This is a genomic window from Puia sp. (assembly GCF_036500295.1).
Taxonomy (GTDB): domain Bacteria; phylum Bacteroidota; class Bacteroidia; order Chitinophagales; family Chitinophagaceae; genus Puia.
In genome coordinates, this window is record NZ_DASYCH010000057.1 from 62,639 (window position 1) to 87,244 (window position 24,606).

Below are 24,606 nucleotides of genomic sequence, written 5' to 3' on the forward strand. Positions count from 1 at the left end.
GCCGGGTAAAATCGTAATTTTACCCTATGCCTTTTAAACTTAATTCACCTTTTCCTCCTTCCGGCGACCAGCCGGAAGCCATTCGTCAGCTAACCGAGGGCATTCTCGCGGGAGAACAGTATCAAACCCTGCTCGGTGTCACCGGTTCGGGCAAGACTTTCACGATCGCGAACGTGATCCAGAACACGCAGCTTCCGACCCTCGTGCTGACGCACAACAAGACGCTCGTTGCACAGCTTTATGGCGAGTTCAAACAATTCTTCCCGGACAGTGCCGTCGGCTATTTTGTATCCTACTACGACTACTACCAACCGGAGGCGTACATGCCCGTCAGCAATACCTATATCGAGAAAGACCTTTCCATCAACGAAGAGTTGGAAAAACTGCGGCTGCAGGCAACCACCCAGCTGCTCAGCGGCAGAAGGGATATCATCGTGGTGGCCTCAGTCAGCTGTATCTATGGTATCGGTAATCCCGCCGATTTTGAGAACGGGATCATCCGCCTCAAGCGGGGGCAGGTGATCTCGCGCCAGGGATTCCTGCATTCCCTGGTCAATTCGCTCTACAAGCGAAGCGAGGTGGAGTTTGCACGCGGTAATTTCCGGGTAAAAGGCGATACCGTCGATATCAACCTGCCCTATGTCGACTATGGCTACCGTATCAGCTTTTTCGGCGACGAGATCGATTCGATCGAAAGCTTTGAACTTAAGACAGGCAAACGCATCGCCCCGATGGCGGATGCCGCCATCTTCCCGGCCAACCTCTATCTTGCCCCAAAGGATATCCTGCAGCAGGTGATCTACCAGATCCAGGATGAGCTGGCCGAACAGATAACCTATTTCAAGAACGTCGGAAAATATATCGAGGCGCAACGACTTGGCGAACGGGTGAATTACGATGTCGAAATGATCCGGGAGCTCGGATATTGCAACGGCGTGGAGAACTACTCCCGCTTCTTCGACCGGCGGATGCCCGGCACCCGGCCGTTCTGTCTGCTGGATTATTTCCCGAAGGATTTTCTGTTGGTGCTCGATGAGAGCCATCAGACCGTCCCGCAGATAAGCGGGATGTATGGCGGCGACCGCAGCCGCAAGCTGGTACTGGTGGATTATGGCTTCCGGCTTCCCAGCGCGCTGGATAACCGGCCGCTGAATTTTCATGAGTTCGAGACATTGACCGGCCAGACCATCTATGTTTCGGCCACGCCGGGCGACTATGAACTGGAACAGACCGGTGGCGTCGTCGTCGAACAGGTGGTCCGGCCTACGGGGCTGCTCGATCCGCCCATCGAGGTGCGACCCAGCACCAACCAGATCGATGACCTGCTCGATGAGATCGACAAACGCGTCAAAAAAGGCGACCGCGTGCTGGTCACGACGCTGACCAAACGAATGGCCGAAGAGATGGATAAATATCTTCACCGGATCGACATCAAATCAAAATACATCCATAGCGAAGTGGACACGCTGGACCGGGTGGAGATCCTCCGGCAGCTGCGGCTCGGCGAGATCGATGTGCTGGTGGGCGTCAACCTGCTGCGGGAAGGGCTCGACCTTCCCGAGGTCTCCCTCGTCGCCATCCTCGACGCCGACAAGGAAGGCTTCCTTCGCAATGAAAAGTCTCTTACCCAGACGGCCGGCCGCGCCGCCCGAAATGTGGACGGACTGGTGATCTTTTACGCCGATACCATCACCGAAAGCATGCAAAGAACGATGGATGAAACCCTGCGGCGAAGAGAGAAACAGATCGCCCATAACAAAGAACACGGCATCACTCCCCGCACCATCATAAAATCCAAGGAACAGGTGTTTGCGCAAACCTCCGTACTGGACATCAAGGGCTATAACCCGGAAGACCCGTATGCGCTGGCGCCAGACGCGGACCTTGTCCCCGTAGCCGCGGAAGACCAGGAGGTCTATCAAACCATTCCACAGGTGGAAAAGGCGATCACAAAGACCAAAAAGGAAATGGAGAAAGCGGCCCGGGACCTCGATTTCATGGAAGCCGCAAGACTCCGTGATGAGATGTTCACACTGCAAAAGAAGCTAAAGGAGATGAAGGCGTAAATTGCCTAATTTCGCTACTATGGAAAATACGGACAAGAGACTATTCCTCCTCGACGCGCTGGCGCTTGTCTTCCGCGCCTATTATGCACTGATCAGCAACCCGCGGCTCACCACCAAAGGCCGGAATACCAATGCCCAGTTTGGATTTACAAACGCCCTGTTGGATCTTATCAACAACCAAAAGCCTTCACACATGGCCGTGTGCTTCGATACCGAAGCACCGACCGAACGGCATATCGATTTCGCCGATTACAAGGCCAACCGGCAGGAGGCGCCCGAAGACCTTCTTGCTGCCCTGCCCGATATAAAGGCGATTATCACGGGTTTTAATATCCCCTGTGTGGAATTGGACGGGTTTGAGGCCGATGATGTGATCGGTACCCTGAGCAAGCAGGCCGCGGCGGCGGGTTATGAGGTGTATATGGTCACCCCCGACAAGGATTATGGCCAGCTGGTCTCGGAGAAAGTGCGTATTTACAAACCCGGTTACCAGGGTGGCACCGCCGAGATCCTTGGCCCGACGGAGGTTTGTGCTAAGTGGAATATCAAGGATGTCTCACAGGTGATCGATATCCTGGGGCTGATGGGTGACGCCGTCGACAATATCCCCGGGATAAGAGGAGTGGGGGAAAAGACGGCCGCCAAGCTGCTGGCTGAATTTGGTACGCTCGAAAATGTGATCGCCAACGCCGACGGCATCAAAGGTGCGTTGGGGGAAAAAGTGCGGGGGGGTAAAGAGGCTGCCATCATGAGTAAGAAACTGGCCACCATTATCACTACGGTGCCGGTGGAATTCCACGAAGAGAATTTCCAGCTGAAGGATTGGAACCGGGAGGCGTTGAATGAGATCTTTACGATGCTCGAGTTCCGCACCCTGGGCAAACGTATCCTGGGTGAGAGCTTTACCCCGGCCGTTGGCGCACCCGAGGGCGTGCAGACCGATCTGTTTGGCAATGCGGTGAAACCCGCCACGGCCAGGAAGAAACCAGCCGCGTCGACGCAATCCGCGGAGAAGCTGGAAGAAGCCAGCAATCGGCTGGAGGCTGCCGTGGAAAAAGGAGAGGAAGACCTGAAAAGCGAAGACGGCGATGGACTGCTCCCGCCGGCAGGCAGGACGATCCACAATACCGAACATCTCTACACGGCGGTGGTCGGCGAAGAGGCGATTTGCGCGCTGGTCGATAAATTAAAACAGGAAAAGGAGATCTGTTTCGATACGGAAACAACGGGTATCGATGCCAACGACGTCGACATCGTCGGCATGAGCTTCGCCGTGAAACCCGGTGAAGCCTGGTATGTCCCCTGTCCGCCCGATTTTGTCGCGGCGCAAAAGGTGATAACTCTGTTTTGTCCCCTCTTCGATTCACCGGATATCGTTTGGATCGGTCAGAACTTAAAATATGACCTGCTGGTGTTGAAATGGTATGGCATCACGCTGAAAGGGCCGATGTTTGATACCATGCTCGCTCATTATGTCATCGAACCGGAGGGCAAGCGCGGGATGGACCTCCTTAGCGCACAATACCTCGGCTATGAACCCGTGCACATCGAGGAATTGATCGGCAAGAAGGGAAAAGGCCAGGGAAATATGCGCGACGTAGAGCTGGAAAAGATAAAGGATTATGCCGCCGAAGATGCCGATATCACGCTGCAGTTGAAGCATACCTTCCTGCCACAACTGACAAAAAAAGAAGTGACCCGCGTCTTTTACGAAGTGGAGAACCCCCTCGTAAAAGTGCTCACGGATATGGAGTTCGAAGGCATAAAAGTCGATACCGGATTCCTGGTCGAGTATAGTAAGGAGCTGGATCGCGACGCCCGCCAGTCAGAAGAAAAGGTCTATCAACAAGCCGGCGAACGCTTCAATCTCGCTTCGCCAAAGCAGCTGGGGGAAGTGCTTTTCGAACGAATGAAACTGGATCCGAAAGCCAAAAAGACAAAGACGGGTCAATATGCGACGGGGGAGGATGTGTTGCTAAAACTCGCCAGCCGTCATCAAATTGTCGATGATATCCTGGCCTACCGCGAGCTTACGAAATTAAAGTCGACCTATGTCGACGCGCTGCCGCAGATGATCAACCGGAAGACCGGCCGCGTACATACAAGTTACGCACAGGCGGTCGCGGTAACGGGCCGGCTCAGCAGCAACAATCCCAACCTGCAAAACATCCCCATCCGGACCGAACGCGGCCGGGAGATCCGCAAGGCATTCGTTCCCCGCAATGAGGATTTCGTGTTGGTCTCCGCCGACTATTCGCAGATCGAGTTGCGCATCGTTGCCGCCATCAGCGCGGATGTTAACATGTGCGCCGCCTTTCGTGATGGCAAGGATATTCATACGGCCACGGCCGCAAAGGTCTTTGGCGTCGAGGAGTCGGCGGTGACCAAGGAGATGCGGTACAAGGCCAAGAGCGTCAACTTCGGGATCATTTACGGTCAGGGCGCTTTCGGCCTTGCCGATAACCTCGGCATCAGCCGGACGGAGGCAAAAGAGATCATCGATAATTACAAGGCCCAGTTCCCGGGCATCCAGAAATACATGGACGATACGATCAACTTCGCCCGCGAGACCGGCTACGTGCAAACCCTGATGGGCCGGAAAAGATGGTTGAAGGATATCAATTCCGCGAACTTCACCGTCCGGGGTTTTGCGGAACGAAACGCCATCAACAGTCCTATCCAGGGGTCGGCGGCCGATATGATCAAATTGGCCATGATCCGTATCCACGAAGAGTTTGCCCGGCAGGAGCTGCGATCGAAGATGCTCCTGCAGGTGCATGATGAATTGGTGTTTGATGCTTATAAAGCTGAGCTTGATATAATTAAACCCATAATAATGCGTTGTATGCAAACGGCGCTACCCCTGCCCCAGGAAGTACCCTCTATCGCCGAGATGGGCTCGGGAATCAATTGGCTGGAAGCACATTAGACTGATATTAAAATTGAGCTCGATTTTTTAACATCTTATTTGTAAATGGTAACAAACTTTGTGGGCTTAAACGAGTCTATATAGGCAATAACCTTGTTACTCTTAATATAAAAAATAACATATGAGAAGCATTCGTACTATATTCTCCATCTTGCTTGCCTCCGGCCTGCTCACGGGTACTGCCTTTGCTCAGGACGCCCAGGACGGGCCGCCGCCACAGCAGCAGCAACAGCAGCAGGATTGGCCGAGAAGTTTTACGACCGATGACGGCACCGTCATCAAGATCTACGAGCCCCAGCCGGAAAGCCTTGCGGACAATGTCCTCAAATCCCGTTGGGCTATTTCCGTTACGCAGTCCGGTAAGGATCCCGTATTCGGCACCTTTTGGTCGGTGGCCCAGGTCGAAACCGACAGGGACAACCGCCGGGTCATCATCCAGTCGGTAAAGGTTCCGAACGTAAAGTTTCCCGGTCAGACCGATGACAACTTTTCGAACAGCCTGAAAACGGCGCTGGAGGCCAACCTGCCTTCCGCCGCCGGTGATCTTTCCCTGGATGAACTGCTTTCTTCACTCGACGTGAACACGGAGCAGAAGAAATTGTCGAAAGACCTTAATACCTCGGCGCCCCGGATCATCTATAGTGATAAACCGGCCCTGCTGGTGATGATCGACGGTCAGCCCAAGCTGCAAAGCAACAAAGATTGGAATCTCGACGTCGTCGTCAATACCCCGTTTACGATCGTCAAGGCCAACAACGGCGGTTTCTATCTCTATGGCGGGAAGCACTGGTATCAGGCGCAGTCGGCAACGGGTCCCTATAGCCCTGCCGGCAATATTCCCTCCGAGCTGGAGCAGGTGAAGAGTGCCGTTGACAACGCCAACAGCAGCAATGCAGGCTATATCGACTCGGCTTCGGCTCAGCAGGACACGAAGTTATCGGACATCATCGTCAGCACTTCCCCTGCCGAACTGGTGCAGACCGACGGCAAACCCAGTTTCACAGGCATTGCCGGAACGGGTCTTTCTTACGCCACCAACTCTTCCAACGATCTCTTCCAGGATCAGGGTTCGGGTAAATATTTTGTACTGATCTCCGGCCGCTGGTATTCCTCCGGTTCGCTGACGGGTGGCTGGCATTATGTAGCCAGCAATTCATTGCCGGCCGACTTTGCCAAGATCCCCGAAGGCAGTCCAAAGGACAATGTGCTGGCCAGTGTAGCCGGTACGGATGCGGCCCGTGAGGCGATCATGGATGCCCAGGTTCCCCAAACGGCGAAGGTGGACCGCAACTCGGCCAACACCTCGGTCAACTATAACGGCGAACCCGAATTCTCGGCTTTGCAGGGTACGGATATGCAATATGCGACCAACACTTCCTCTTCCGTTATCCTCGATCACGGTATTTATTATTCCGTGGACAATGGCGTATGGTTTCAGGCGCCCAGCGCCAACGGACCCTGGACAGTGGCCACCGAGCGTCCTGATGAAGTGGACCGCATCCCGCCGACATCTCCCCTGTACAACACGAAATATGTTTATATCTATGATGTAACGCCGGATGCCGTCTACATGGGCTATACTCCGGGTTATCTCAACACGTATATCTATGGCTCTACCGTCGTCTACGGGACGGGGTACTATTACAATCCCTGGTACAACGGGTTCTATTACCCGCGGCCCTGGACATGGGGTTTCAATGTCTGCTACAATCCCTGGGCCGGCTGGACCCTCGGCTATGGCTTCGGCTTTGGCTGGTTCCACTACGGTCTTGGCTTCCATGGCGGTTGGGGTGGCTGGGCCGGCGGCGGCTGGTGGGGTCCCCACGTTTACCGCCCGATGTATGCCTGGAACAGGGGTAGAAGCTATGGCTTTTATGGCTCGAACTTCTATCGCAACCGGAATGTCTACGTGAACAATTACCACACGAATATCTATGCCGGCCGCGGCGGCGTGGTCACCCGGGATAATCATACCTTCTACAACCGGAATACGATCAGCAGAGGCGCCAGTTTCGGGAATGGCGGGCGGCCGGGATTCAACGGTGGCCGGCCGATAGGTCAGCAAAACGGAAGACCCGGAAGTAATGGGTTTGCAAGGCCGGGCAGAAACAATGTCTTTTCCGATCGCAGCGGCAATGTCTATCAGCGCAATCAATCGACCAACCAATGGCAGCAGCGGAGCAATAACTCCTGGCGGCCGGTGGGCAATAACCCGTCGGTTCAGCAAAATCTCAACCGGCAGCAACAGATGCGGGATCGCGGGCAGACCCGGACGCAGAACTTCCAGCAGTCCCGCAGCTTTGGCGGCGGCGCCGCAAGACCCGCCAGTGGCGGTTTTAGCCGGCCCTCGGGTGGATCGCGGCCTACTGGTGGCGGAGCAGCACGGCCTTCCGGCGGTGGCGGCGGCCGGCCGGGAAGACACTAAAAAAACTATCTTACTTTTGCCGGGGCTGGTGCCCCGGCAATTTTTTTTTAGACCTATGACGATCTATTATTGTTACGATGCGTATTGCGGTTGGTGTTATGGATTTAGCCCGGTGATCCGGCGCATCTATGAAGAATTTCGTGAGACCATTGCTTTCGAAGTGCTTTCTGGCGGGATGATCCTGCCTGAAAAGCCGCGGCCTATCGGGGTGATGGCAGAATATATCCGCGGCGCCTATCCGATCGTTGAAAAAAGGACCGGCATCCGGTTCGGCCAGGACTGGCTCTGGCATATCAATAACCCGGACGAAAGCGACTGGTATCCTCATTCGGAAAAACCGGCCATCGCCCTCTGTGTGTTCAAGGACTATTACCCGGATGATGCCGTCCTCTTCGCGGGGGAATTGCAATATGCCCTGCACTACGAAGGCCGCGATCTTACCGATGACGAAGCCTACCGGCATCTGCTTGAAAAATACCGGATACCCGAATCGGAATTCTACGGGAAGCTGCACGATCCCGCGTATAAAGAAAAAGCGCAGGAAGAATTCGCCCTGGTACGACAATTGAAAGTAAATGGTTTCCCCACCGTATTTTTACAGGTCAGCCCATCCCGATTCTACCTGCTTACCCGGGGGTATGCGGACTATGAAACGATACGGCAAGCAATCGGTCAGGCCTTATCCAGCGGCCCTTCTGACGCACATTTGCAGGGAAAATAATTGTCTATAAATGATCGATTAACATTAACTTGCATGTCCTCGAAAAAGGGCCAATGGGACGAAAAAACGGCGCCCTGCGCCCGAACAAAATGGGGTGTATAAACATCGAATATGGAATATAACAAGATCATTGCAGTTACCGGGATGCCGGGCTTGTACGAGTTGTTAAGCAGCAAATCCGACGGCGCTATCGTCCGTTCCCTGGATGACAAGACCACGCGATTTGTCGCCAGCCGCAGTCATAATTTTTCGCATCTGGAAAGCATCGAAGTGTATACCGTCCGGGACAATGTCAACCTGGTCGATGTGCTCAAGGCGATGGAAACCAGCGGCGAGAAGTTGCCCGATGAAAAAGACGGCGCGGCATTAAAAGCGTATTTCAAGAAAGTCTTTCCCGATCTGGATTTCGATCGCGTCTACAGCAGCGACCTGAAGAAAATGGTCAAATGGTTCAGCGTTCTGAAAGCAAACGAGATCGAGATCAAACTTTCCGAACCCGAAGAGGAAGCCGAAGAAGTGGAAGAGGGGTCGCCCGCTAAGGCATCGGTGTCGGAAGAAAACCCCGCGCCTGCGAAAAAAGCGGCAAAACCTGCAAAAGAATCGCAGGATAAGAAAGTAAAGGAAGAGGCTGCCGAAGAAAAACCAAAGGCGAAAAAAGCCGCCCCGAAGAAAAAGGCAGAGAAGGAAGAGAAAGAGGAGAAGCCAAAAAAGGCAGCAGCAAAAAAGAAAAAGTGATAAACAATGCCCACCGCTAATTTGGAAAAGCCGCAACGGCATTTCCTGCCCACCGAATATGTGCTTACGGATTGGAACAGTCTGGAGCCTTATTTCCAGAACCTTGCCGACCGGCCGCTGGATACCCGCGCACAGTTGGAGAAATGGTTGCTGGATATGAGCGAACTGGAGGCCTTCGTAAGCGAAGACGCCTGCTGGCGCCAGATCAAAATGACCTGTGATACAGAGAACAAATCGCTCGAAGAGGCTTTTAATTATTTCTGCCTCGAGATACAGCCAAAGATACAGCCCTACGCCGACCGGCTCAACCGGCGGCTCGTGGAAAACCCGCATACGCAGGAACTGGATCAGAAGGAATATTTCACCTACCTGCGCGGAGTCCAGAAACGGATAGAGCTGTTCCGGGAGGCAAATATTCCGCTCTACGCCGAGTCCAGTGTACTCGGCCAGCAGTATGGCGTCATTTCCGGTAAGATGACGGTCGAGGTTAACGGTCAGGAGTACACGCTGCAACAGGCGTCGAAATTCCTGGAAAACCCCGACCGGACGCTGCGCGAGAGCGTCTACCGCAAGATGCAGGACCGGCGGCTGAAGGACAAAGAAGGACTGAATGACCTGTATTCCAAATTGATAGGCCTCCGCCACCAGATGGCTCAAAACGCCGGATTCCCCAATTACCGGGATTTCAAGTTCGAAGAACTGGGCCGGTTCGACTACACCAAAGAAGATTGCTTCCGCTTTCATGAAGCAGTGAGAGAATATGTCGTCCCGCTGGTCGGCCGGATCAACGAAAAAAAGCGAAAGAAGCTGGGTCTCGACACCCTGCGGCCCTGGGACGGGGAAGCGGAGCCGGAAGGGACGGAACCCCTGCGGCCTTTTACCAATGGACAGGATCTCCTGACCAGGACAACCGCCTGCTTTGACGAGCTAAACCCCTTTTTTGGGGACTGTTTACGGACAATGCAGCAAATGGGCCGGTTCGACCTGGAAAGCCGCAAGGGCAAGGCGCCAGGCGGCTACAACTGCCCGTTAGCGGAAACCGGGGCTCCGTTCATCTTCATGAATGCCTCGGGCCAGATGGGCGACCTGACGACCATGGTCCACGAAGGCGGCCACGCCATTCACTCCTTCCTTTCACATCCGCTAAAACTTAGCGCCTTCAAGGAGTATCCCATGGAGATCGCGGAGGTGGCCAGCATGTCGATGGAGTTGTTCAGCATGGATCACTGGGAGTTATTCTTTACAAATAAAAACGATTTAGCACGGGCCCGGGAACACCAGCTTGAAAGAGTGATCTCCATTTTTCCCTGGATCGCGACTATTGATAAATTTCAACATTGGGTATACGAAAACCCTAATCATTCGCTCGAGGAAAGAAAAGAGAACTGGCTGCGTATTCTGAATGAGTTCTCCTCGCAATCCGTTGACTGGACCGGGTTGGAACACTATCGCGAATACGGCTGGCAGAAGCAGCTCCACCTTTATGAAGTGCCGTTTTACTACATCGAATACGGCATCGCGCAGTTAGGAGCCATCGGTCTTTGGATGCAGTATAAGAAGAACAAAGAGAAGGCATTAAGTAATTATATAAAGGCGCTTAGCCTCGGCGGAACACGCACGCTACCGGAATTATACGAGGCCGCGGGCTTGAAGTTCGACTTTTCAAAAGAACATATCAAGCAGCTGATGGCATTCGTGAGCGAAGAGATGGAAGCGATCGAGACGCAAGATTTGCAATAAGAGTGCGCGAAAAAATTTTTAAAAAATACCCGGAAAGTAGTACCTGTATCGCTTGTTCGTATGCTTTTTTCCGGCTATATTTGCAATGAATCATTCGCAAAATGTAAGTGGGTAATCCGCGAATCTAATATAAAGAGGACGACGGCAAGCGCCGTCGGTACATAAAGAAGCTACTAATCAGAGCCTTAACCAAAAGTCCCGGTGTTTCTACATCGGGGCTTTCTCTTTTTATCTGTTACAGCTCTTGCACACACCGCTGACAAGCATTTCCACCTGATCGCTGACATATCCCCGTGGGAGCTTTATCGGCGGCACCGTCACATCTTCCAAACAAACCGTATTGCCACAGTTGTTGCAAATGAAGTGCACATGATCATCGTGGTGATGTCCACCGGAACAGTCGTCTTTACACAACGCGTAACGTATAGAATTATCCGCGGTCGGTATACTGTGGATCAATCCTTTCTCCAGAAAGGTTTGTAAGGTCCGGTAAACCGTGACCCGGTCGAACTTCTCTCCCGCCCTCTTCTCGATATCGCTGTGCGACAGCGCTCCATCCTGCTGGAGAAAAAGCTCGAGAATCTTTCTCCGCCCACCGGTGATGCTCAACTGATTTTTCTTTAGGAGCTCATCTATTTTTTTCTCCATGATCGGCCTCTTTTGATCAACCCGGGTTATTGTTAAACAAACCATTTGCAAAACGGGGCACCGTTGTTTTTTCCTTTAGCAGCCTCCGGATATCCTTTTCCATATCGGCCAATTCATCCTTCTTCAACCCATCGTAGATCTTCCTTACCCTACCGCCCTTGTCGACAAGCGCCAGGAATTGGGTATGCAGAAATTGCTCATTGATATTTAGCGCATTGTTTTTCGGATCGTCCAGCAGATAGCCCGAACGCGCCAGGTGGTAAAGACTATCCTTGCGGCCGGTGAGGAAGAACCATTTCTTCGGATTGGCGCCAAGTGAATCGGCATAGACCTTCATCCGCGCAACGCTGTCCGTCTCAGGATCCACGGTATAGGAAAGAATGCGAAAATCGGCTTCGCCCGCAAACTCATGCTCGACATCCCGCATATTCGTATTCAGTCTTGGACAGATCCCCCTGCAGGTCGTAAAAAAATACTCGGCGACATACACCTTGCCGGCAAGATCCTTATCCGTCACCGGCTTGCCTTCCTGGTCACTAAAGGAAAAAGCAGGCACCGTGCTCAGTACCGGCAGCACCGGCTCGCCGAATCCGGGGATGATCCGGCCGATCGCAAAATAAAAACCGACAAAAAGCAGGATAAAAAATCCCAGCAGGAAGAGAAGCTTCTTCTTTTTCATGATTTGACAAAGTTAACAATGTTCCGGCAAAATTATTTGCAACATTGTTGCAAGAGTGTTAGTTTTGCACCCATGGAGTCCAGGATCAATTGGGATGCGCTCGGAGTCACCACCTCCGTCCTTTGCGCCATACACTGCGCCATTCTGCCGCTGGCGGTAGCCAGTCTGCCCATATTGGGGATCAATATCATTCATCATGCCGGTTTTGAATATGGGATGATCGCCCTGGCCTTTGCCATCGGCACGCGGGCCCTCTGGCATGGCTTCCGCCGCCACCATCACCGGTGGGTCCCTCTCCTGCTCTTTGGGGCCGGAATGAGCTTCCTGATAGCCAAACAGATATGGCATGATTACGAACTGGCCCTCCTTCCCTTTGCCGTCATCGGGATCGTCGCCGCCCATGTGGTAAATTACCGGTTTTCCCGAGTCCGCGAGATTTAGTATTTTTGCTGGACTAATAACGGCTTTTATGATCAAAACAGGTAACCCGGTGATCAGTATCTATACCGAAATGACTCCGAATCCGGAAACGATGAAATTCGTGGCCAATAAACTATTGTATCCCGGCAAGATCATCGATTTCCCGGATGTCGAATCCGCCAGGCCTTCTCCGCTGGCCATCGAGCTGTTTGGTTTTCCCTTCATCAAAAGCGTTTTTATCGCCAGCAACTTTGTCACCCTGACAAAGACCACCGATACCGATTGGGATGACGTTATCCCCGCCATCCGGCAATTCCTGAAAGAATATCTCGAAGAAGGAAAGTCCGTCGTCAACGAGGACGAAGTCGTTATCACAAAATCCGAGGGCAACACGATCGATGCCGACGATGACGATGTTGTAAAGCGTATTAAAGAATTGCTGGAGAACTATGTGAAGCCAGCCGTGGAAATGGACGGTGGCGCCATCCAGTTTAAAAGCTACAATGAGGGCGTCGTCAACCTGATGCTGCAGGGCTCCTGCTCGGGCTGCCCCTCTTCCATGATCACGCTGAAGGCCGGCATCGAAAGCATGATGAAACGCATGATCCCCGAAGTAAAAGAAGTCGTCGCCGAAGCCGAATAATGCTTTTCGAGCTATACCGACAATTCCTGACCGACCTCCTCCACACCCGCTGGGTGGAATTTGTTGCCGTCATTGCCGGTATCCTCAGTGTATGGTACAGCCGCACCGAGAACATTTTGGTCTACCCGACGGGGCTGATCAATACCATCATCTACATCTTTCTCAGCTTTCAGTCGTCGCTTTTTGGCGAGGCAAGCGTCAATCTCTATTACACCGCACTAAACCTCTATGGTTGGTATGCCTGGACCCGGAAAGATGATCAAAAGGAGCTGGTCCTGCGAATCACCTTCTCCTCGCGGCGGGAATGGGTCTATGAATCCGCCTTTTTCGCCTTCTTCTATCTCACCGTCTTTTTCGCGCTTACCTTTTTGAAGAAGGGGTTTGCGCCCCTGGCCATCCCCTGGGCCGATGCCTTTGCCTCCGCCTCCGCGTATACGGGAATGTGGTTGATGACCAAAAAGAAAGTGGAAAGCTGGTATTGGTGGATCGCTACGAATATCTCCGCCATTCCGCTGTATTTTGTCAAACATTATGTATTCACCAGCGTCTACTATCTCGTCCTGCTGATCATCGCCGTCGGCGGGTTGATAGAATGGCGCAAACGGGCAAAAGCTGTTACCGGATATGCCACTTAAGAAGATCGTTATCATCGGCCCGGAATCGACCGGGAAATCCTCGCTCTGCGAAGAGCTCGCCCGGCATTACCAAACGGATTGGGTCCCCGAATATGCCCGGGAATACCTGACCCGGTATGGAATGGATTACCGGCCGGACGATCTCCTGGTCATCGCCCGGGGTCAATTGGCGCTCGAAGAACAACACGCCGCTGCAGCCGAAGCCGCCGGCCATAAGCTGCTGTTTATCGACACGGATATGTATGTGATGAAGGTCTGGAGTGAGTTTGTTTTTGGCCGCTGCGATCCGTGGATACTCGGGCAGATCGTTCTGCGACAATATCATGGCTATCTTCTTTGCCGGACCGACCTGCCCTGGGCGCCCGACCCCCTTCGCGAATACCCCGAAGGCTCTTCCCGCGACCGGCTCTTTCAAATCTACCGGGATTGCCTGATCAACCAATCCACCCCCTGGGAAGAGATCGGCGGACAAGGCGAGGACCGCATCGCCGCGGGAATCGCCGCGGTAGAAAAGGTCCTCCTACCGCAATAATTTTTGAATATCGGGGTCGTTTTGCAAAACGCCCATCTGCCCGACGATCCAGGCGCTGCGGCTCGCCACATGGCTGGACAACGGCTTTACCGTAAAGACCTTTGGATTAGGCAACCCGGCGGCGATACGGGCGGCTTCGATCCGTGTCAGGGTATGTGCCGGCTTGTTGAAGTCGGCATGCGCCGCGGCTTCGATCCCATATACCCCCTTGCCCATCTCGCTGATGTTGAGATATAGTTCGAGGATCCTTTTCTTCCCCCACATCCATTCGATCATAAAGGTAAAATAGGTCTCCAGCGCTTTCCGGAACCAGCTTCTCCCCTGCCAGAGAAAGACATTTTTGGCCACCTGCTGGCTGATGGTGCTGGCGCCATGCAGCGACTTACTCTTTTGATTATGCTTCATCGCTTTCTCGATGGACTTAAAATCAAACCCATCATGATCGGGAAACAGCTGGTCCTCGGAGCAGATGACCGCCAGCTTCGCATACGGGGAGATATCCTTCATCGACACATAGCTCCGCTTGAGCCCTTCACCCCGGAACAGACTGCCCAGCTGGGTCAGCGTGATCGGCGGATCGACCCATTTCAACAACAGCAGATAAAAAAGATGGAAGACGAAAAGGACGATAAACACCCGTTTGATGATTCGCCAGGCACGGGGGATCAGTCCTTTTGTATTTATGGCCATCCGGTAATTTTACGCCTGCAATATACCCTAGCGCCGCCCGATCTGCAAATATTGCAGCTTGTATCTCCCCCCGAGCCGGTAAAATTTTTTTACGCTGGCGATCAAATATACCCCGGTAGCGATGAGCCCTCCGCCCACGATATACCCGGATGTCGTAAACCATTCCTTTGCTTTATCGCCACGCCGGGCGCCGTTGATGGCCCCGATCGCAAACAGCCCCGCTCCCGCGGCGGTCAGCAGAATACCCGTGCCGCGATTGCTATACCCGGTCCATTTGTTAAGCCCCTGTCTATCCCGTTCGATAGCGTCGATCTCCTTATAACTAAAGGCTGCACCGTTCATGTATACCGTATCCCGGCGAAGATCGTCGATCGTGCCGGTAAACCATTGACCATAGACCGTTTCAAAAGTGAAGGGATCGCCGACGGTAAAGGCGCGGACGTGCATGCCTCTTCTCGTCAGGACGAGAACATCATTTTGAGCCTGGCTCAGAAATGGGATGATACAAAGGAGTAATATGACAATTTTGCGCATAGCAGTAACAGTAGGAATCAAAAGATAAGGACACCATCCGGTTCGGGTCAAACATACAAAGATCAATTGCAACTCAGATGTTAATGCGCATTTATTTTATGCAGGAAAAGAACCTCATAGGCCAGCACAACTCCAAAGATGATTAACAATGCCCCCGCGATCTTGTTGATCACCGACAGCATTTTTATCGTCAGTTTGTTCCGCAACTTTCCCGCCATCATCACTTTGCCGACATCTGCGCTCATATTGACCAGCAGACAGATAGAAAAAATAACGATCCGTTCGTTGAAGGTATAGCTGGCGGCGAGCAGCGTCGTATTCCCCAGCCAGAAAAAGATCACGCCCGGATTCAGCGTGTTGATGATAAAGCCCGAAGCAAAGATGCGGGCGACGTCCCGTTTACGGAAACGCGCCTGCGGACCATCCATATCCTTGGCGAGGCTCACTTTCTTAAAAAAGAAGAAGTAGAGGCCCATGAGAACGAGAAAGCTGCCGCCGAGAGCACCCACCACCTGTTTGTGCTCGTCGAGCGAAGAAACGACCGCCGTGAGCGTATTGCTGAGGAAGACCAGCAGGATATCACTGATCCATACGCCGGCGACAAAGCTGAAACCGCCCTTATGGCCGTTGTCAAGACTTTGCTTGATGATGGTAAAAATGATCGGCCCAACCGATAAGGCAAGCGCAAACCCCAGGGTCAGTCCTGTTAAAACGGCCTTCAACATGATATAATCTTTTCTCTAACCGGACACCTGTCCGGGCAATCTTAAATGCTTCCCGTCTCCAGAAATTTTTGCCAGTCCAGCAGCATTTTTCCCTTTAACACCCGGGGGAATTTATGTTGACCGCCTATCTTTCCTTTAAGGCGCATGAATTCCATGAATTTTTCTTCCGGCAGCACTTTTACATAAATATCTTTCAGTGCGCTGTCCCGTTCGACCGCATAGTCGTCGTTCAGTTCTTTCAGCTTCTTGTCTATCTTCTGACGGATCAGCTGCTCATCCACCGGGTCGTTGCTGGCCAACCACCATTGATGTGCAAAAAAGAGACCATGCGGAATACCGGCAACCGCAAACTCGCGAATGGAGATATTCATTTCCTCCACCACCAGCTGTATCGCCTTGTTCATATTGTCGACGCTGAGATGCTCGCCGACCAGGCTAAGGAAATGTTTGGTCCTCCCGGTGATAATGATCTCGCAGCGTTCCTTGTCCACAAACCTCACCGTATCCCCGATAAGATACCGCCAGGCGCCCGCGCTCGTGCTGAGCAGCAGGGCATAGTCCTTTCCCTCTTCCACTTCATGGATCATATAGGCTTCGGGATTTTCTACCAGGTTGCCGTCAACATCGAAATTCTTATTATCGAACGGCACAAACTCAAAAAAGATATGCTGGTTGGTTGCCAGTTTCATCCCCGTCGCATTCTGTGCATCCTGGTAAGCGATAAACCCCTCGGAGGCAAGATAGGTTTCGATATAGGTAAGGGGCTTCCCCAGCAATTTTTCAAAGCCCTTCTTGTACGGCTCGAAAGAAACCCCGCCGTGTACGAAAAAGCCCAGGTTGGGCCAGATCTCGTGGATGTTTTTGAGGTTGTACTTTTCGATGATCTTCTCCATACATAGCTGGATCCAGCCCGGGACCCCGACCACAAAGCCGATATCCCACTGTGGTGCGAGCCGCACTACCTCTTCCAGCTTTTTTGTCCAGTCCTGCGTTCGCGCGACCTTCCTTCCCGGCTTATAAAACGGCTGAAACCAGAAAGGGACCTTGCGGGCCGTGATGCCGCTGAGATCCCCGGAATAATATCCCGCGCCCTTCTGCAGGCTGGTACTGCCGCCGATCATCAACCAGCCTTTGCCGATGCTCTTTACCGGGATATCCCGGTAGTTGCGCAGCGTAAGCAGTTGTTTGACCATGATGATGCGGTTGCCCCGCAACAGATCGTTGGTGATCGGAATATATTTGCTGCCCGCTTCCGAAGTGCCGGAAGAAAGCGCATAGAACTTTATCTTTCCCGGCCAGCACACATCCGCTTTCCCTTCGAGGGTCTGATACCACCAGGCGTCGTGAATGCTGTTGTAGTCAAACGTGGGAACCATCTCCTGAAATTTCTTTCCGGGATGGCGGTTCAAAAGGATCTCATCGAATCGGTATTGCTGACCAAACTCGGTGAATCTTGCTTTTTTAAGTAATTTCCGTAATACCTTTAATTGCTGCCGCCGGGGTGATTTCTGGGGCAGCCTTAGAGCCTTAGCCAAAGATTTAGGTAATTGAATTTCAATCAGCGCCATTGAGAAACCCTTGTCATTTGGTATGCGGCGAAATTAACGTTTTGGATGATATTTTTGTTACATTTATTTATGAGACTGAAACTAACCCCCATTTATATCCTGTCCTTCCTCTGTCTTACCTTCTTTGTAATGGAAATACACGAATGGGCCCATACCGCCGCAGCGGCCCTGGTTAGCGGGAAATGGGGACCACATGGATTCGATCGCTGGGAATTCGCGGCCGGTATTTCAGCCTCCAACGGACAACGGGCGGTGGCGACCCTGGCGGGTCCGATCATAAACTTCCTGGTCATCTGGATCGGCTGGATAAAAATGGCCAACCGGGAAAGCCTAGCCGATCAATCGCTCGGCTGTAACCTGGTCCTGGCGGCCCTGCCGATGGGGTTGCTCATCGCCGCGGTCTCTGGCGGCGGGGACCTGACCATCGGATTAAAGCTGCTTTTCTCGCGGATGGATCGCACCTATCCCCACCTGATCGCCGTCATCGCGCTGCTGATCATTCTGATCATCGCCGTCCCGCCGCTTATCCGCATCTTTATTCTCCTGCCCAGCTGGGGCGCAAAGTTTATCTATTTCCCCCTCTTTCTGTTTGCTCCCATCTGGGTTCATCACCACCTGACCCAGCTGCTCGACAGTTGGCTGCGGCACTATGAACCCGATGAAGGACTGGCCTATGCCTGGGTGCTCTTCTGGGATGCGGTCCTCCTTGGTGGCTGGCTCTTCACCCGGCGCCGGCTGGAAGCCCTGCTAAAAGACAGCGAGCTGCCTTTATAGCCCGCCGGTTGCGGGTCGCCTGGCTGCCGGAGATACGCCGTCCGATGGCTCATCTGCCGGAGACTCGTCCAACGGCTGCTCGCCGGGCGAGGGCTCGAATGTAAATACCGTTCCGCGGTCGTTCCGGTCCGGACTGCCAACAGCCGAATCACTACCCGCGGCATGAAACCATACCCGGCGGCTACCCGCCCTTCCGTTTTCCTCCAGCCACCCGATGCCCTCGCGAAAGGAAAACCGCTCCCCCTCACAAAGCAACACCTCCTCCGCCTCGCCCCGGACAAAGATGCGGACACCACCGCCTTTGACCCGGTCCGGCGCAACGCCAATCTCTTCCCCCTGCCCGCCTCCTATCCTGCTTCCCGGCGCGTCTTGCATCCCCGGCTCCGGCCCGTCGCCGATGCGCTTCCCCGCTGCGGCCCAAACCTCCCGCAGCCGGATGGCCGCCTGGATACCCCAGTTGAAAAAGGCCGGCAGTCGCTTGTTGAAATGCTTGCGGCGAAACTGCCGCATCGCCCGGTAGAATTGCCGGACATAAGCGATGTCCTTCCGGGTGCTTTCCCCCTTGAAATGGACGATCGTAACCCCCGGTGTGTAGTAATTCGCATACCCGGCCTGCCCTATCCGAAAACTAAGGTCGATGTCCTCGGCATAGAGAAAGAATTGCTCATCAAAAGACCCGACCTCCCCAAGGATGGCCCGGCTCACCCAAAGACAGGCGCCCGAGAGCACCGGTGCGGGATGCGCGGCATCCGCCGGCAGATATCCCAGATAATACCCGGAGAAGAAACGGCTGCGGGGAAAAAGCGCGGCAAGGCCGGTAAGCTTGCAAAAACCGACCCAGGGCGTTGGGAAACCCCGCCGGGATTCTTTCAAGAAATGTCCGCCGCCATCGATCATCCGTACGCCCAGGCCGCCGATGCGGGGGGTCGCCCTCAGAAAAGCCAGACAATGCGTGGCGGCATCTTCGGGAAGGATCGTATCCGGGTTGAGAAAGAGGATATATTCGCCCTTCGCCTCGCCGAGGGCAAGGTTATTCGCCCGGGCAAATCCTACGTTCTCCGGGCTTGCCAGGAATTTCACACCCGGAAAACGCGGCCCGAGATAGGCCAGGCTGTCGTCGCCCGAATGATTGTCGACGACGATGATCTCCGCATCCAATCCCCTTATCGCCTTCCCGACGGAATGCAGACAAAGCTCCAGAAAATACTTTACCCGGTAATTGACGATGATGACCGAAAGGATCATGGTTGCACGCTTCTTCTCGCGAATTACGTTTATTTTGCACACATGCGGAAAAATTGATACATTTGCATTTGTCAATGGAACGACAGCCCATTCGCGCAAATATCAATGTGATGACATTAACGCTCAAACAAGTCGAGAAAATATCCAAGGCCCTGGGAGACAGCAACCGCCTCAAGATCCTGCACTACATCTCCGGGAAAGGCGGGTGCGGCGAATGTTCGGGTCTGTCGGATGTGGTCGGACTCGCGCAACCTTCCATCTCCCATCATGTAAAGATCCTGGTTGAGTCCGGGTTGATCGACGGTGAAAAAGAAGGCCGGAACTACAGTTACCACCTGAACACCGACGTACTGAATCAATATCTTGCCTCTCTGCGGCAGCTGGAAACGAAGGGCAACTAGCCTATCTTTGCGCCATGCTAAAATCAACACTTATAAAGGCAGCCGAAGCTGGGGCTGCCGTTATGCAACGGTATTTTCAGGGGGAGTTCACGATCTCCAACAAGGAAGGCATCAATAACTTAGTCACGGAAGCAGATCACGCGTCGGAAAAAGCGATCTTTGAAGTTATCAAGACCGACTATCCCGATCACTTCATCCTCAGCGAAGAGGCCGGAGAGATCGTTATGGATTCCAATTATAAATGGATCATCGACCCCATCGATGGAACCGTCAACTTTGCACATGGGCTTCCGCTTTGCTGCGTATCGATCGCCGTGGAGCAGGATGGCGAGATGATCCTGGGCGCCGTCTACAACCCCTTTATAAAAGAATTCTTTTTTGCCCAGCGCGGCTATGGCGCCACGCTGAACGACAAGAAGATCACGGTCAGCAGCGAGACCCGGGTCGCAAGCGCCTGTCTCGTCACCGGCTTTCCCTATACCTATCTCGACCAGTCCAACGGCCCGCTGGAGGTGTTCTCCCGCCTGATCCGCGGCGGGGTGCCGGTACGCCGGCTGGGATCGGCAGCCATGGACCTTTGCTGGGTGGCCTCCGGTCGCTTCGACGGGTTTTATGAGCACAAGCTACAGGCCTGGGACAGCGCGGCAGGCTTTCTGATCGTAGAAGAGGCCGGGGGACGCGTTACGGATTTCACGGGCGCCCGGTATTCTCCCTATCAACCGCATATTATCGCCACCAACGGCAGGATCCATGATGAATTGGTCGACGTGGTGAACGGACGGCATGCCGTCCTGAACAAATAAAAACAATATGAGCGAAAACAGGACCGAGATCTCTTCCCTGGGAGAGTTTGGATTGATCGAGCATCTCACGGCGAATATCGAAATAAAAAACGCCTCCACCCTGGTAGGCGTCGGCGACGATGCCGCCGTCATCGACCACTTTGGCCGCCAGACGGTGATCACCACCGATCTGCTGATCGAAGAAGTGCATTTCGATCTGATGTATACGCCCCTGCAGCATCTGGGCTATAAATCGGTGGTCGTGAATCTGAGCGACGTATACGCCATGAACGCCATCCCGACCCAGCTCACGCTCAGTATCGGTATCAGCAACCGGTTCAGCCTCGAAGCCCTGGACCAGTTTTATGAAGGAGTCTATGCCGCCTGCGAAGCCTATGGGGTCGATCTGGTCGGCGGCGACACCGCCTCGTCCAAAAAGGGCTTTGTCATTTCGGTTACGGCCATCGGTGAAGTGGCCCCCGATCAGTTTGTCCGGCGCAGCACCGCCAAAAAAGGCGACCTGATTTGTTGTTCGGGCGATCTCGGCGCAGCCTACCTGGGTCTGATCCTGCTCGAACGCGAAAAGAAGATCTACCTCGAAAGCCCGGGTGTAAAAGCCGACCTGGAAAATGAGCGGTATGTTATCGGCCGCCTCTTAAAGCCCGAGGCGCGAAAGGACATCATCGAATTCTTCCAGCAGTCCGGCGTCGTCCCGACCTCGATGATGGACATCAGCGACGGGTTGAGCTCCGAGATCCTCCATATCTGCCGCCAGAGCGAACTCGGCTGCGTTCTCTACGAGGAGAAGATACCGGTTGCCGAGGATACCCGCAATGCCGCCTTCAAGTTCGAACTGGACCCGACGGCCTGCGCGCTTAGCGGCGGGGAGGATTATGAGTTATTGTTCACCATTGCCCAGGAAGATCACGACAAACTGGTGCTAAACGAACAGATCAGCGTCATCGGCTATATGACAGAACCGGAACAGGGCAAGAAGATCATTACCAAGGGGGGCAATACGTTTGACATTACCGCACAGGGCTGGAATGCCTTTGCCTCCAAATGAGCTTACTGATGAACCGACTTTATTCTTTTTTTTGCCTGTTGTCCACCCTTTTTCTATTCGCCTGCGGCGCATCGGAAAAGGGCTTTCGTCCGGACAGGAAATATGCACCGGAAGTACTTCGCAAGGATTATACGGTGTTCCGGAACCTGCTGGAAGCCTGGCACCCCAGCCTGTACTGGTATACTCCCAGGGACAGCATGTCCGCTTATTTCGACGAAGGGTATGCCGCCATCCGGGATTCGATGACCGAGCCGCAGTTCAGGACCGTGTTGAGCTTTGTCATCGCAAAAGTCGACTGTGGCCACACCTCCGTCCGGGCCTCGAAGGCCTATGTACATTACCTGGATACGGCCCGCCTCCCCTTGTTCCCGCTGGTGCTGAAGTTCTGGAGCGACACGATGGTTGTCGCAGCCAACCTTAACCGGCGCGATATGACCCTGAGAAGAGGCACCCAGGTGTTAAGTATCAACGGCCGCACCACCCAACAACTGACGGATACGCTCTTCAATTATATCGTAACCGACGGGCTCAACCAAACCGGCAAATACCAATACCTCAGCACCGGCCTGCATTTCAGTTCCTGGTACAAAGACCTCTTCGGCTATTCCGATTCCTTTGAGATCGCCTACCGGGACACCGCGGGTCTGGTGAAGAACATCCGCATCCCGCTTTATGATCCCCGGGCCGATACCTTCCGGCGAAGCCTTGGCCGTGTCCTGTTGCCCGGAACGGGTCAGCGCGAAAAAGGGCCGGCCCAACGGACCCGGCCGCCATCCAAACGCGCCCGGAAGAAGCGCGAGCTGCTGCTCACCCGCAATCTGCAGGTGGACAGCGCCAGTCAAACCGCCTATATTACCCTCAATACCTTTGAACACGGTTATCATCTGCGCGGATTTTTCCGTCACGCCTTCAAAGAATTAAAAACCCGGAAGGTGAAAAACCTGGTCCTCGACGTCCGCAGCAACGGCGGCGGCGATGCCTCCCTTTCGACCCTGCTTACCCGCTACCTGATCGACAAGCGTTTCAAGGTCGCCGATTCGTTGTACACGGTCCGCCGTCACAGTCCCTACGACCGCTATATCAACAATGGATTCCTGTATGAGCTGCTGACCCTGGTAGCCAGCCGCAAGCACAATGATGGTAAATATCATTTCGGCTATTTCGAACGGCACCACTATTCCCCTTTTAAAAATCTCCATTTCGACGGACAGGTCTATATCCTCACCGGCGGCAACTCCTTTTCAGCGACCTGTCTTTTCGCCGGCGCGTTGAAAGGACAATCCAATGTCACGCTGGTAGGCGAGGAAACAGGCGGAGGATATTATGGCAATACCGCGTGGATGATCCCCGATGTCACCCTCCCGAATACCAAGGTCCGGTTCCGGCTGCCGAGATTCCGGCTCGTGGTAGACCGCACCCGGGAGAAGAATGGCCGGGGGGTTTTGCCGGACGTACCCGCATTGCCGACCATCGAAGCCATCGGCAAGGGACAGGATTTCAAGACCGCCCGGGTGAAGGAGTTGATCACCGCTCACCGTCTACAATAACCTGAAGTAAGTTAAGTTCTTCGTCCAGCAGGACAAGATCGGCACGGGCGCCCGGCTGGATGGAACCCCATTGCGCCTGCTGGCCCAAAACCGTGGCGGGATAAAGGGATGCCATCCGCAACGCCTCGGGAAGGGGAATCCCGCATTTCTCCACTCCGTTGCGTACGCATTGGAGCATCGTCAGCGAGGAACCCGAGAGGGTCCCGTCGGGCAGCGTATAGCGATCGCCTTTGAACACATGGACGTATTCGCCATACGCGACTTCGGCTACGGCATCCGTTATGAAGAAAAGGCGGTCGCCCATGATCTTCTTGCTGATGCGGATCGAAGCAAAGTCGACATGGACGCCGTCACAAACTACACTGCACCGGACATCATTGTTATCGTAGATGGCGCCGACCATTCCCGGCTGGCGCCCCTGTAACGGCGACATGGCATTGAAAAGATGGGTCGCGGCGGGTATGCCCTGGTAAAATCCGTCGATGGCTTGTTCATACGTTGCGTTACTGTGCCCCGCCGATAAGATGATCCCGCTGTTGAGGAGAAGTTCGACACAGGTCCGGTCACACTGCTCGGGGGCGAGGGTCATCATCCGAAAAATGTCTTTTCCTTTTTGCAGGAGCTGCCGGATCTCACTCTCCTCCGGCTTCTTGATGAATTTCTCAATATGTGCCCCCTTCTTGACAGGATTGATATAGGGACCCTCGAGATGAACGCCAAGAAGACCCTTTCCTCCCCCATTGCGGTATTCCCGCGCCACTTCCAGGCCCCGGATAAATTTCTCGATGGAATTCGTGGCCAGCGTGATCTGGAACTGCGTACACCCGCCTTGCAGACAATATTCATACGTGGCTTCGAGGGACTCCGTCGTCATCTCGGCGGAGAAAAGCTTTCCGTTCCCGCCATAGATCTGCAGATCGAGAAAGGCCGGCGCAAGCAAATAACCGCCCAGGTCCGCTTTCCGGTAACCCGCCGGAATGGCGTCGGCCTCCGTTATACCCTGCACTTTCCCGTCCTTTACAAGGACAGCCTTTCCGGTCTGGATCTCGCTGCCGGTAAAGATCTCCCGGGCGATAAATGCGGTTGCTGACATGATTTCGC

24 protein-coding genes are annotated in these 24,606 nt (G+C 53.8%); 15 read left to right on the top strand and 9 right to left on the bottom strand.

The features are described from left to right. Positions 1 to 26 precede the first annotated feature (26 nt). The 3 genes from uvrB (at position 27) to VGM48_RS11735 (ending at position 7,420) form a co-directional block, all read left to right on the top strand. On the top strand, positions 27 to 2,066 hold the full coding sequence (gene uvrB, locus VGM48_RS11725; RefSeq protein ID WP_331579252.1) for an excinuclease ABC subunit UvrB: 2,040 nt from the start codon (positions 27 to 29) through the stop codon (positions 2,064 to 2,066). A 19-nt stretch (positions 2,067 to 2,085) separates the two neighbouring features. Further along, the gene (polA, locus tag VGM48_RS11730; RefSeq protein ID WP_331579254.1) at positions 2,086 to 4,995 is read left to right on the top strand and encodes a DNA polymerase I; all 2,910 of its coding nucleotides are present in this window, start codon (positions 2,086 to 2,088) and stop codon (positions 4,993 to 4,995) included. A 121-nt stretch (positions 4,996 to 5,116) separates the two neighbouring features. Continuing rightward, positions 5,117 to 7,420: a hypothetical protein gene (locus tag VGM48_RS11735; RefSeq protein WP_331579256.1), complete on the top strand. Its 2,304-nt coding sequence runs from the start codon at positions 5,117 to 5,119 to the stop codon at positions 7,418 to 7,420. Between the two features lie 10 nt (positions 7,421 to 7,430). On the opposite strand, the gene VGM48_RS25600 is transcribed toward VGM48_RS11735, so the two are convergent. Then, positions 7,431 to 7,883 carry a hypothetical protein gene (locus VGM48_RS25600; protein WP_414711252.1) on the bottom strand — a complete coding sequence of 151 codons (453 nt, stop codon included), beginning with the start codon at positions 7,881 to 7,883 and terminating at the stop codon, positions 7,431 to 7,433. Between VGM48_RS25600 and VGM48_RS25605 the strand changes: the two genes are divergently transcribed. The 3 genes from VGM48_RS25605 (at position 7,776) to VGM48_RS11750 (ending at position 10,616) form a co-directional block, all read left to right on the top strand. Then, a complete protein-coding gene (locus VGM48_RS25605; RefSeq protein ID WP_414711253.1) occupies positions 7,776 to 8,141 on the top strand; it encodes a DsbA family protein in 366 nt (121 codons plus the stop codon). The two genes, VGM48_RS25600 and VGM48_RS25605, sit on opposite strands and share 108 nt — an antisense overlap. 111 nt (positions 8,142 to 8,252) lie before the next feature. Further along, a complete protein-coding gene (locus VGM48_RS11745) occupies positions 8,253 to 8,876 on the top strand; it encodes a DUF5606 domain-containing protein (protein ID WP_331579260.1) in 624 nt (207 codons plus the stop codon). A gap of 6 nt (positions 8,877 to 8,882) precedes the next feature. Beyond that, positions 8,883 to 10,616: a M3 family oligoendopeptidase gene (locus VGM48_RS11750; RefSeq protein ID WP_331579262.1), complete on the top strand. Its 1,734-nt coding sequence runs from the start codon at positions 8,883 to 8,885 to the stop codon at positions 10,614 to 10,616. A gap of 228 nt (positions 10,617 to 10,844) precedes the next feature. Here VGM48_RS11750 and VGM48_RS11755 read toward each other — a convergent pair whose 3' ends face one another. Beyond that, positions 10,845 to 11,264: a Fur family transcriptional regulator gene (locus VGM48_RS11755; protein ID WP_331579264.1), complete on the bottom strand. Its 420-nt coding sequence runs from the start codon at positions 11,262 to 11,264 to the stop codon at positions 10,845 to 10,847. 16 nt (positions 11,265 to 11,280) lie between these two features. After that, positions 11,281 to 11,943 carry an SCO family protein gene (locus tag VGM48_RS11760; RefSeq protein WP_331579266.1) on the bottom strand — a complete coding sequence of 221 codons (663 nt, stop codon included), beginning with the start codon at positions 11,941 to 11,943 and terminating at the stop codon, positions 11,281 to 11,283. 72 nt (positions 11,944 to 12,015) lie between these two features. Here VGM48_RS11760 and VGM48_RS11765 point away from each other — a divergent pair, with 72 nt between their 5' ends. Genes VGM48_RS11765 through VGM48_RS11780 form a run of 4 tightly spaced genes read left to right on the top strand, consistent with a single transcriptional unit; the run spans position 12,016 to position 14,173 of the window. Next, positions 12,016 to 12,384 carry a MerC domain-containing protein gene (locus VGM48_RS11765; RefSeq protein WP_331579268.1) on the top strand — a complete coding sequence of 123 codons (369 nt, stop codon included), beginning with the start codon at positions 12,016 to 12,018 and terminating at the stop codon, positions 12,382 to 12,384. A 28-nt stretch (positions 12,385 to 12,412) separates the two neighbouring features. Next, positions 12,413 to 13,006, top strand: coding sequence for a NifU family protein (locus VGM48_RS11770; protein ID WP_331579270.1), 594 nt, complete (start codon positions 12,413 to 12,415; stop codon positions 13,004 to 13,006). Beyond that, positions 13,006 to 13,641 (top strand): nicotinamide riboside transporter PnuC, encoded by a 636-nt coding sequence (pnuC, locus tag VGM48_RS11775; RefSeq protein WP_331579272.1) that lies wholly within the window; start codon positions 13,006 to 13,008, stop codon positions 13,639 to 13,641. Before VGM48_RS11770 ends, pnuC begins: the two co-directional genes overlap by 1 nt. Next, positions 13,631 to 14,173 (top strand): ATP-binding protein, encoded by a 543-nt coding sequence (locus tag VGM48_RS11780; RefSeq protein ID WP_331579274.1) that lies wholly within the window; start codon positions 13,631 to 13,633, stop codon positions 14,171 to 14,173. Before pnuC ends, VGM48_RS11780 begins: the two co-directional genes overlap by 11 nt. Here the strand turns inward: VGM48_RS11780 and mtgA are convergent. The 4 genes from mtgA to VGM48_RS11800 form a co-directional block, all read right to left on the bottom strand. Further along, the gene (mtgA, locus tag VGM48_RS11785; protein WP_331579275.1) at positions 14,162 to 14,863 is read right to left on the bottom strand and encodes a monofunctional biosynthetic peptidoglycan transglycosylase; all 702 of its coding nucleotides are present in this window, start codon (positions 14,861 to 14,863) and stop codon (positions 14,162 to 14,164) included. The two genes, VGM48_RS11780 and mtgA, sit on opposite strands and share 12 nt — an antisense overlap. 27 nt (positions 14,864 to 14,890) lie before the next feature. Further along, entirely contained in the window at positions 14,891 to 15,397 is a 507-nt protein-coding gene (locus VGM48_RS11790; RefSeq protein WP_331579277.1) for a hypothetical protein, read from the bottom strand. 80 nt (positions 15,398 to 15,477) lie between these two features. Next, complete coding sequence (locus tag VGM48_RS11795) at positions 15,478 to 16,122, bottom strand: LysE family translocator (protein WP_331579279.1); 645 nt, start codon at positions 16,120 to 16,122, stop codon at positions 15,478 to 15,480. Between the two features lie 41 nt (positions 16,123 to 16,163). Then, positions 16,164 to 17,657, bottom strand: coding sequence for a GH3 family domain-containing protein (locus tag VGM48_RS11800; RefSeq protein WP_331579281.1), 1,494 nt, complete (start codon positions 17,655 to 17,657; stop codon positions 16,164 to 16,166). A 102-nt stretch (positions 17,658 to 17,759) separates the two neighbouring features. On the opposite strand from VGM48_RS11800, the gene VGM48_RS11805 reads away from it, so the two are divergent. Then, positions 17,760 to 18,464 (top strand): hypothetical protein, encoded by a 705-nt coding sequence (locus tag VGM48_RS11805; protein WP_331579283.1) that lies wholly within the window; start codon positions 17,760 to 17,762, stop codon positions 18,462 to 18,464. On the opposite strand, the gene VGM48_RS11810 is transcribed toward VGM48_RS11805, so the two are convergent. After that, positions 18,459 to 19,751: a glycosyltransferase family 2 protein gene (locus VGM48_RS11810; RefSeq protein WP_331579285.1), complete on the bottom strand. Its 1,293-nt coding sequence runs from the start codon at positions 19,749 to 19,751 to the stop codon at positions 18,459 to 18,461. The two genes, VGM48_RS11805 and VGM48_RS11810, sit on opposite strands and share 6 nt — an antisense overlap. A gap of 68 nt (positions 19,752 to 19,819) precedes the next feature. Here VGM48_RS11810 and VGM48_RS11815 point away from each other — a divergent pair, with 68 nt between their 5' ends. From VGM48_RS11815 to VGM48_RS11830, 4 genes are read left to right on the top strand one after another with little or no spacing between them, the layout of a single operon-like run. Continuing rightward, a complete protein-coding gene (locus VGM48_RS11815) occupies positions 19,820 to 20,110 on the top strand; it encodes a metalloregulator ArsR/SmtB family transcription factor (RefSeq protein WP_331579287.1) in 291 nt (96 codons plus the stop codon). A 14-nt stretch (positions 20,111 to 20,124) separates the two neighbouring features. Then, positions 20,125 to 20,913: an inositol monophosphatase family protein gene (locus VGM48_RS11820; protein ID WP_331579289.1), complete on the top strand. Its 789-nt coding sequence runs from the start codon at positions 20,125 to 20,127 to the stop codon at positions 20,911 to 20,913. Positions 20,914 to 20,920: 7 nt separating this feature from the next. Then, positions 20,921 to 21,958, top strand: a complete 1,038-nt coding sequence (thiL, locus tag VGM48_RS11825) for a thiamine-phosphate kinase (protein WP_331579291.1) — start codon at positions 20,921 to 20,923, stop codon at positions 21,956 to 21,958. Between the two features lie 8 nt (positions 21,959 to 21,966). Further along, positions 21,967 to 23,505, top strand: a complete 1,539-nt coding sequence (locus VGM48_RS11830) for a S41 family peptidase (protein ID WP_331579293.1) — start codon at positions 21,967 to 21,969, stop codon at positions 23,503 to 23,505. Here the strand turns inward: VGM48_RS11830 and nagA are convergent. Continuing rightward, on the bottom strand, positions 23,483 to 24,598 hold the full coding sequence (gene nagA / locus VGM48_RS11835) for an N-acetylglucosamine-6-phosphate deacetylase (RefSeq protein WP_331579295.1): 1,116 nt from the start codon (positions 24,596 to 24,598) through the stop codon (positions 23,483 to 23,485). The two genes, VGM48_RS11830 and nagA, sit on opposite strands and share 23 nt — an antisense overlap. Positions 24,599 to 24,606 lie beyond the last annotated feature (8 nt).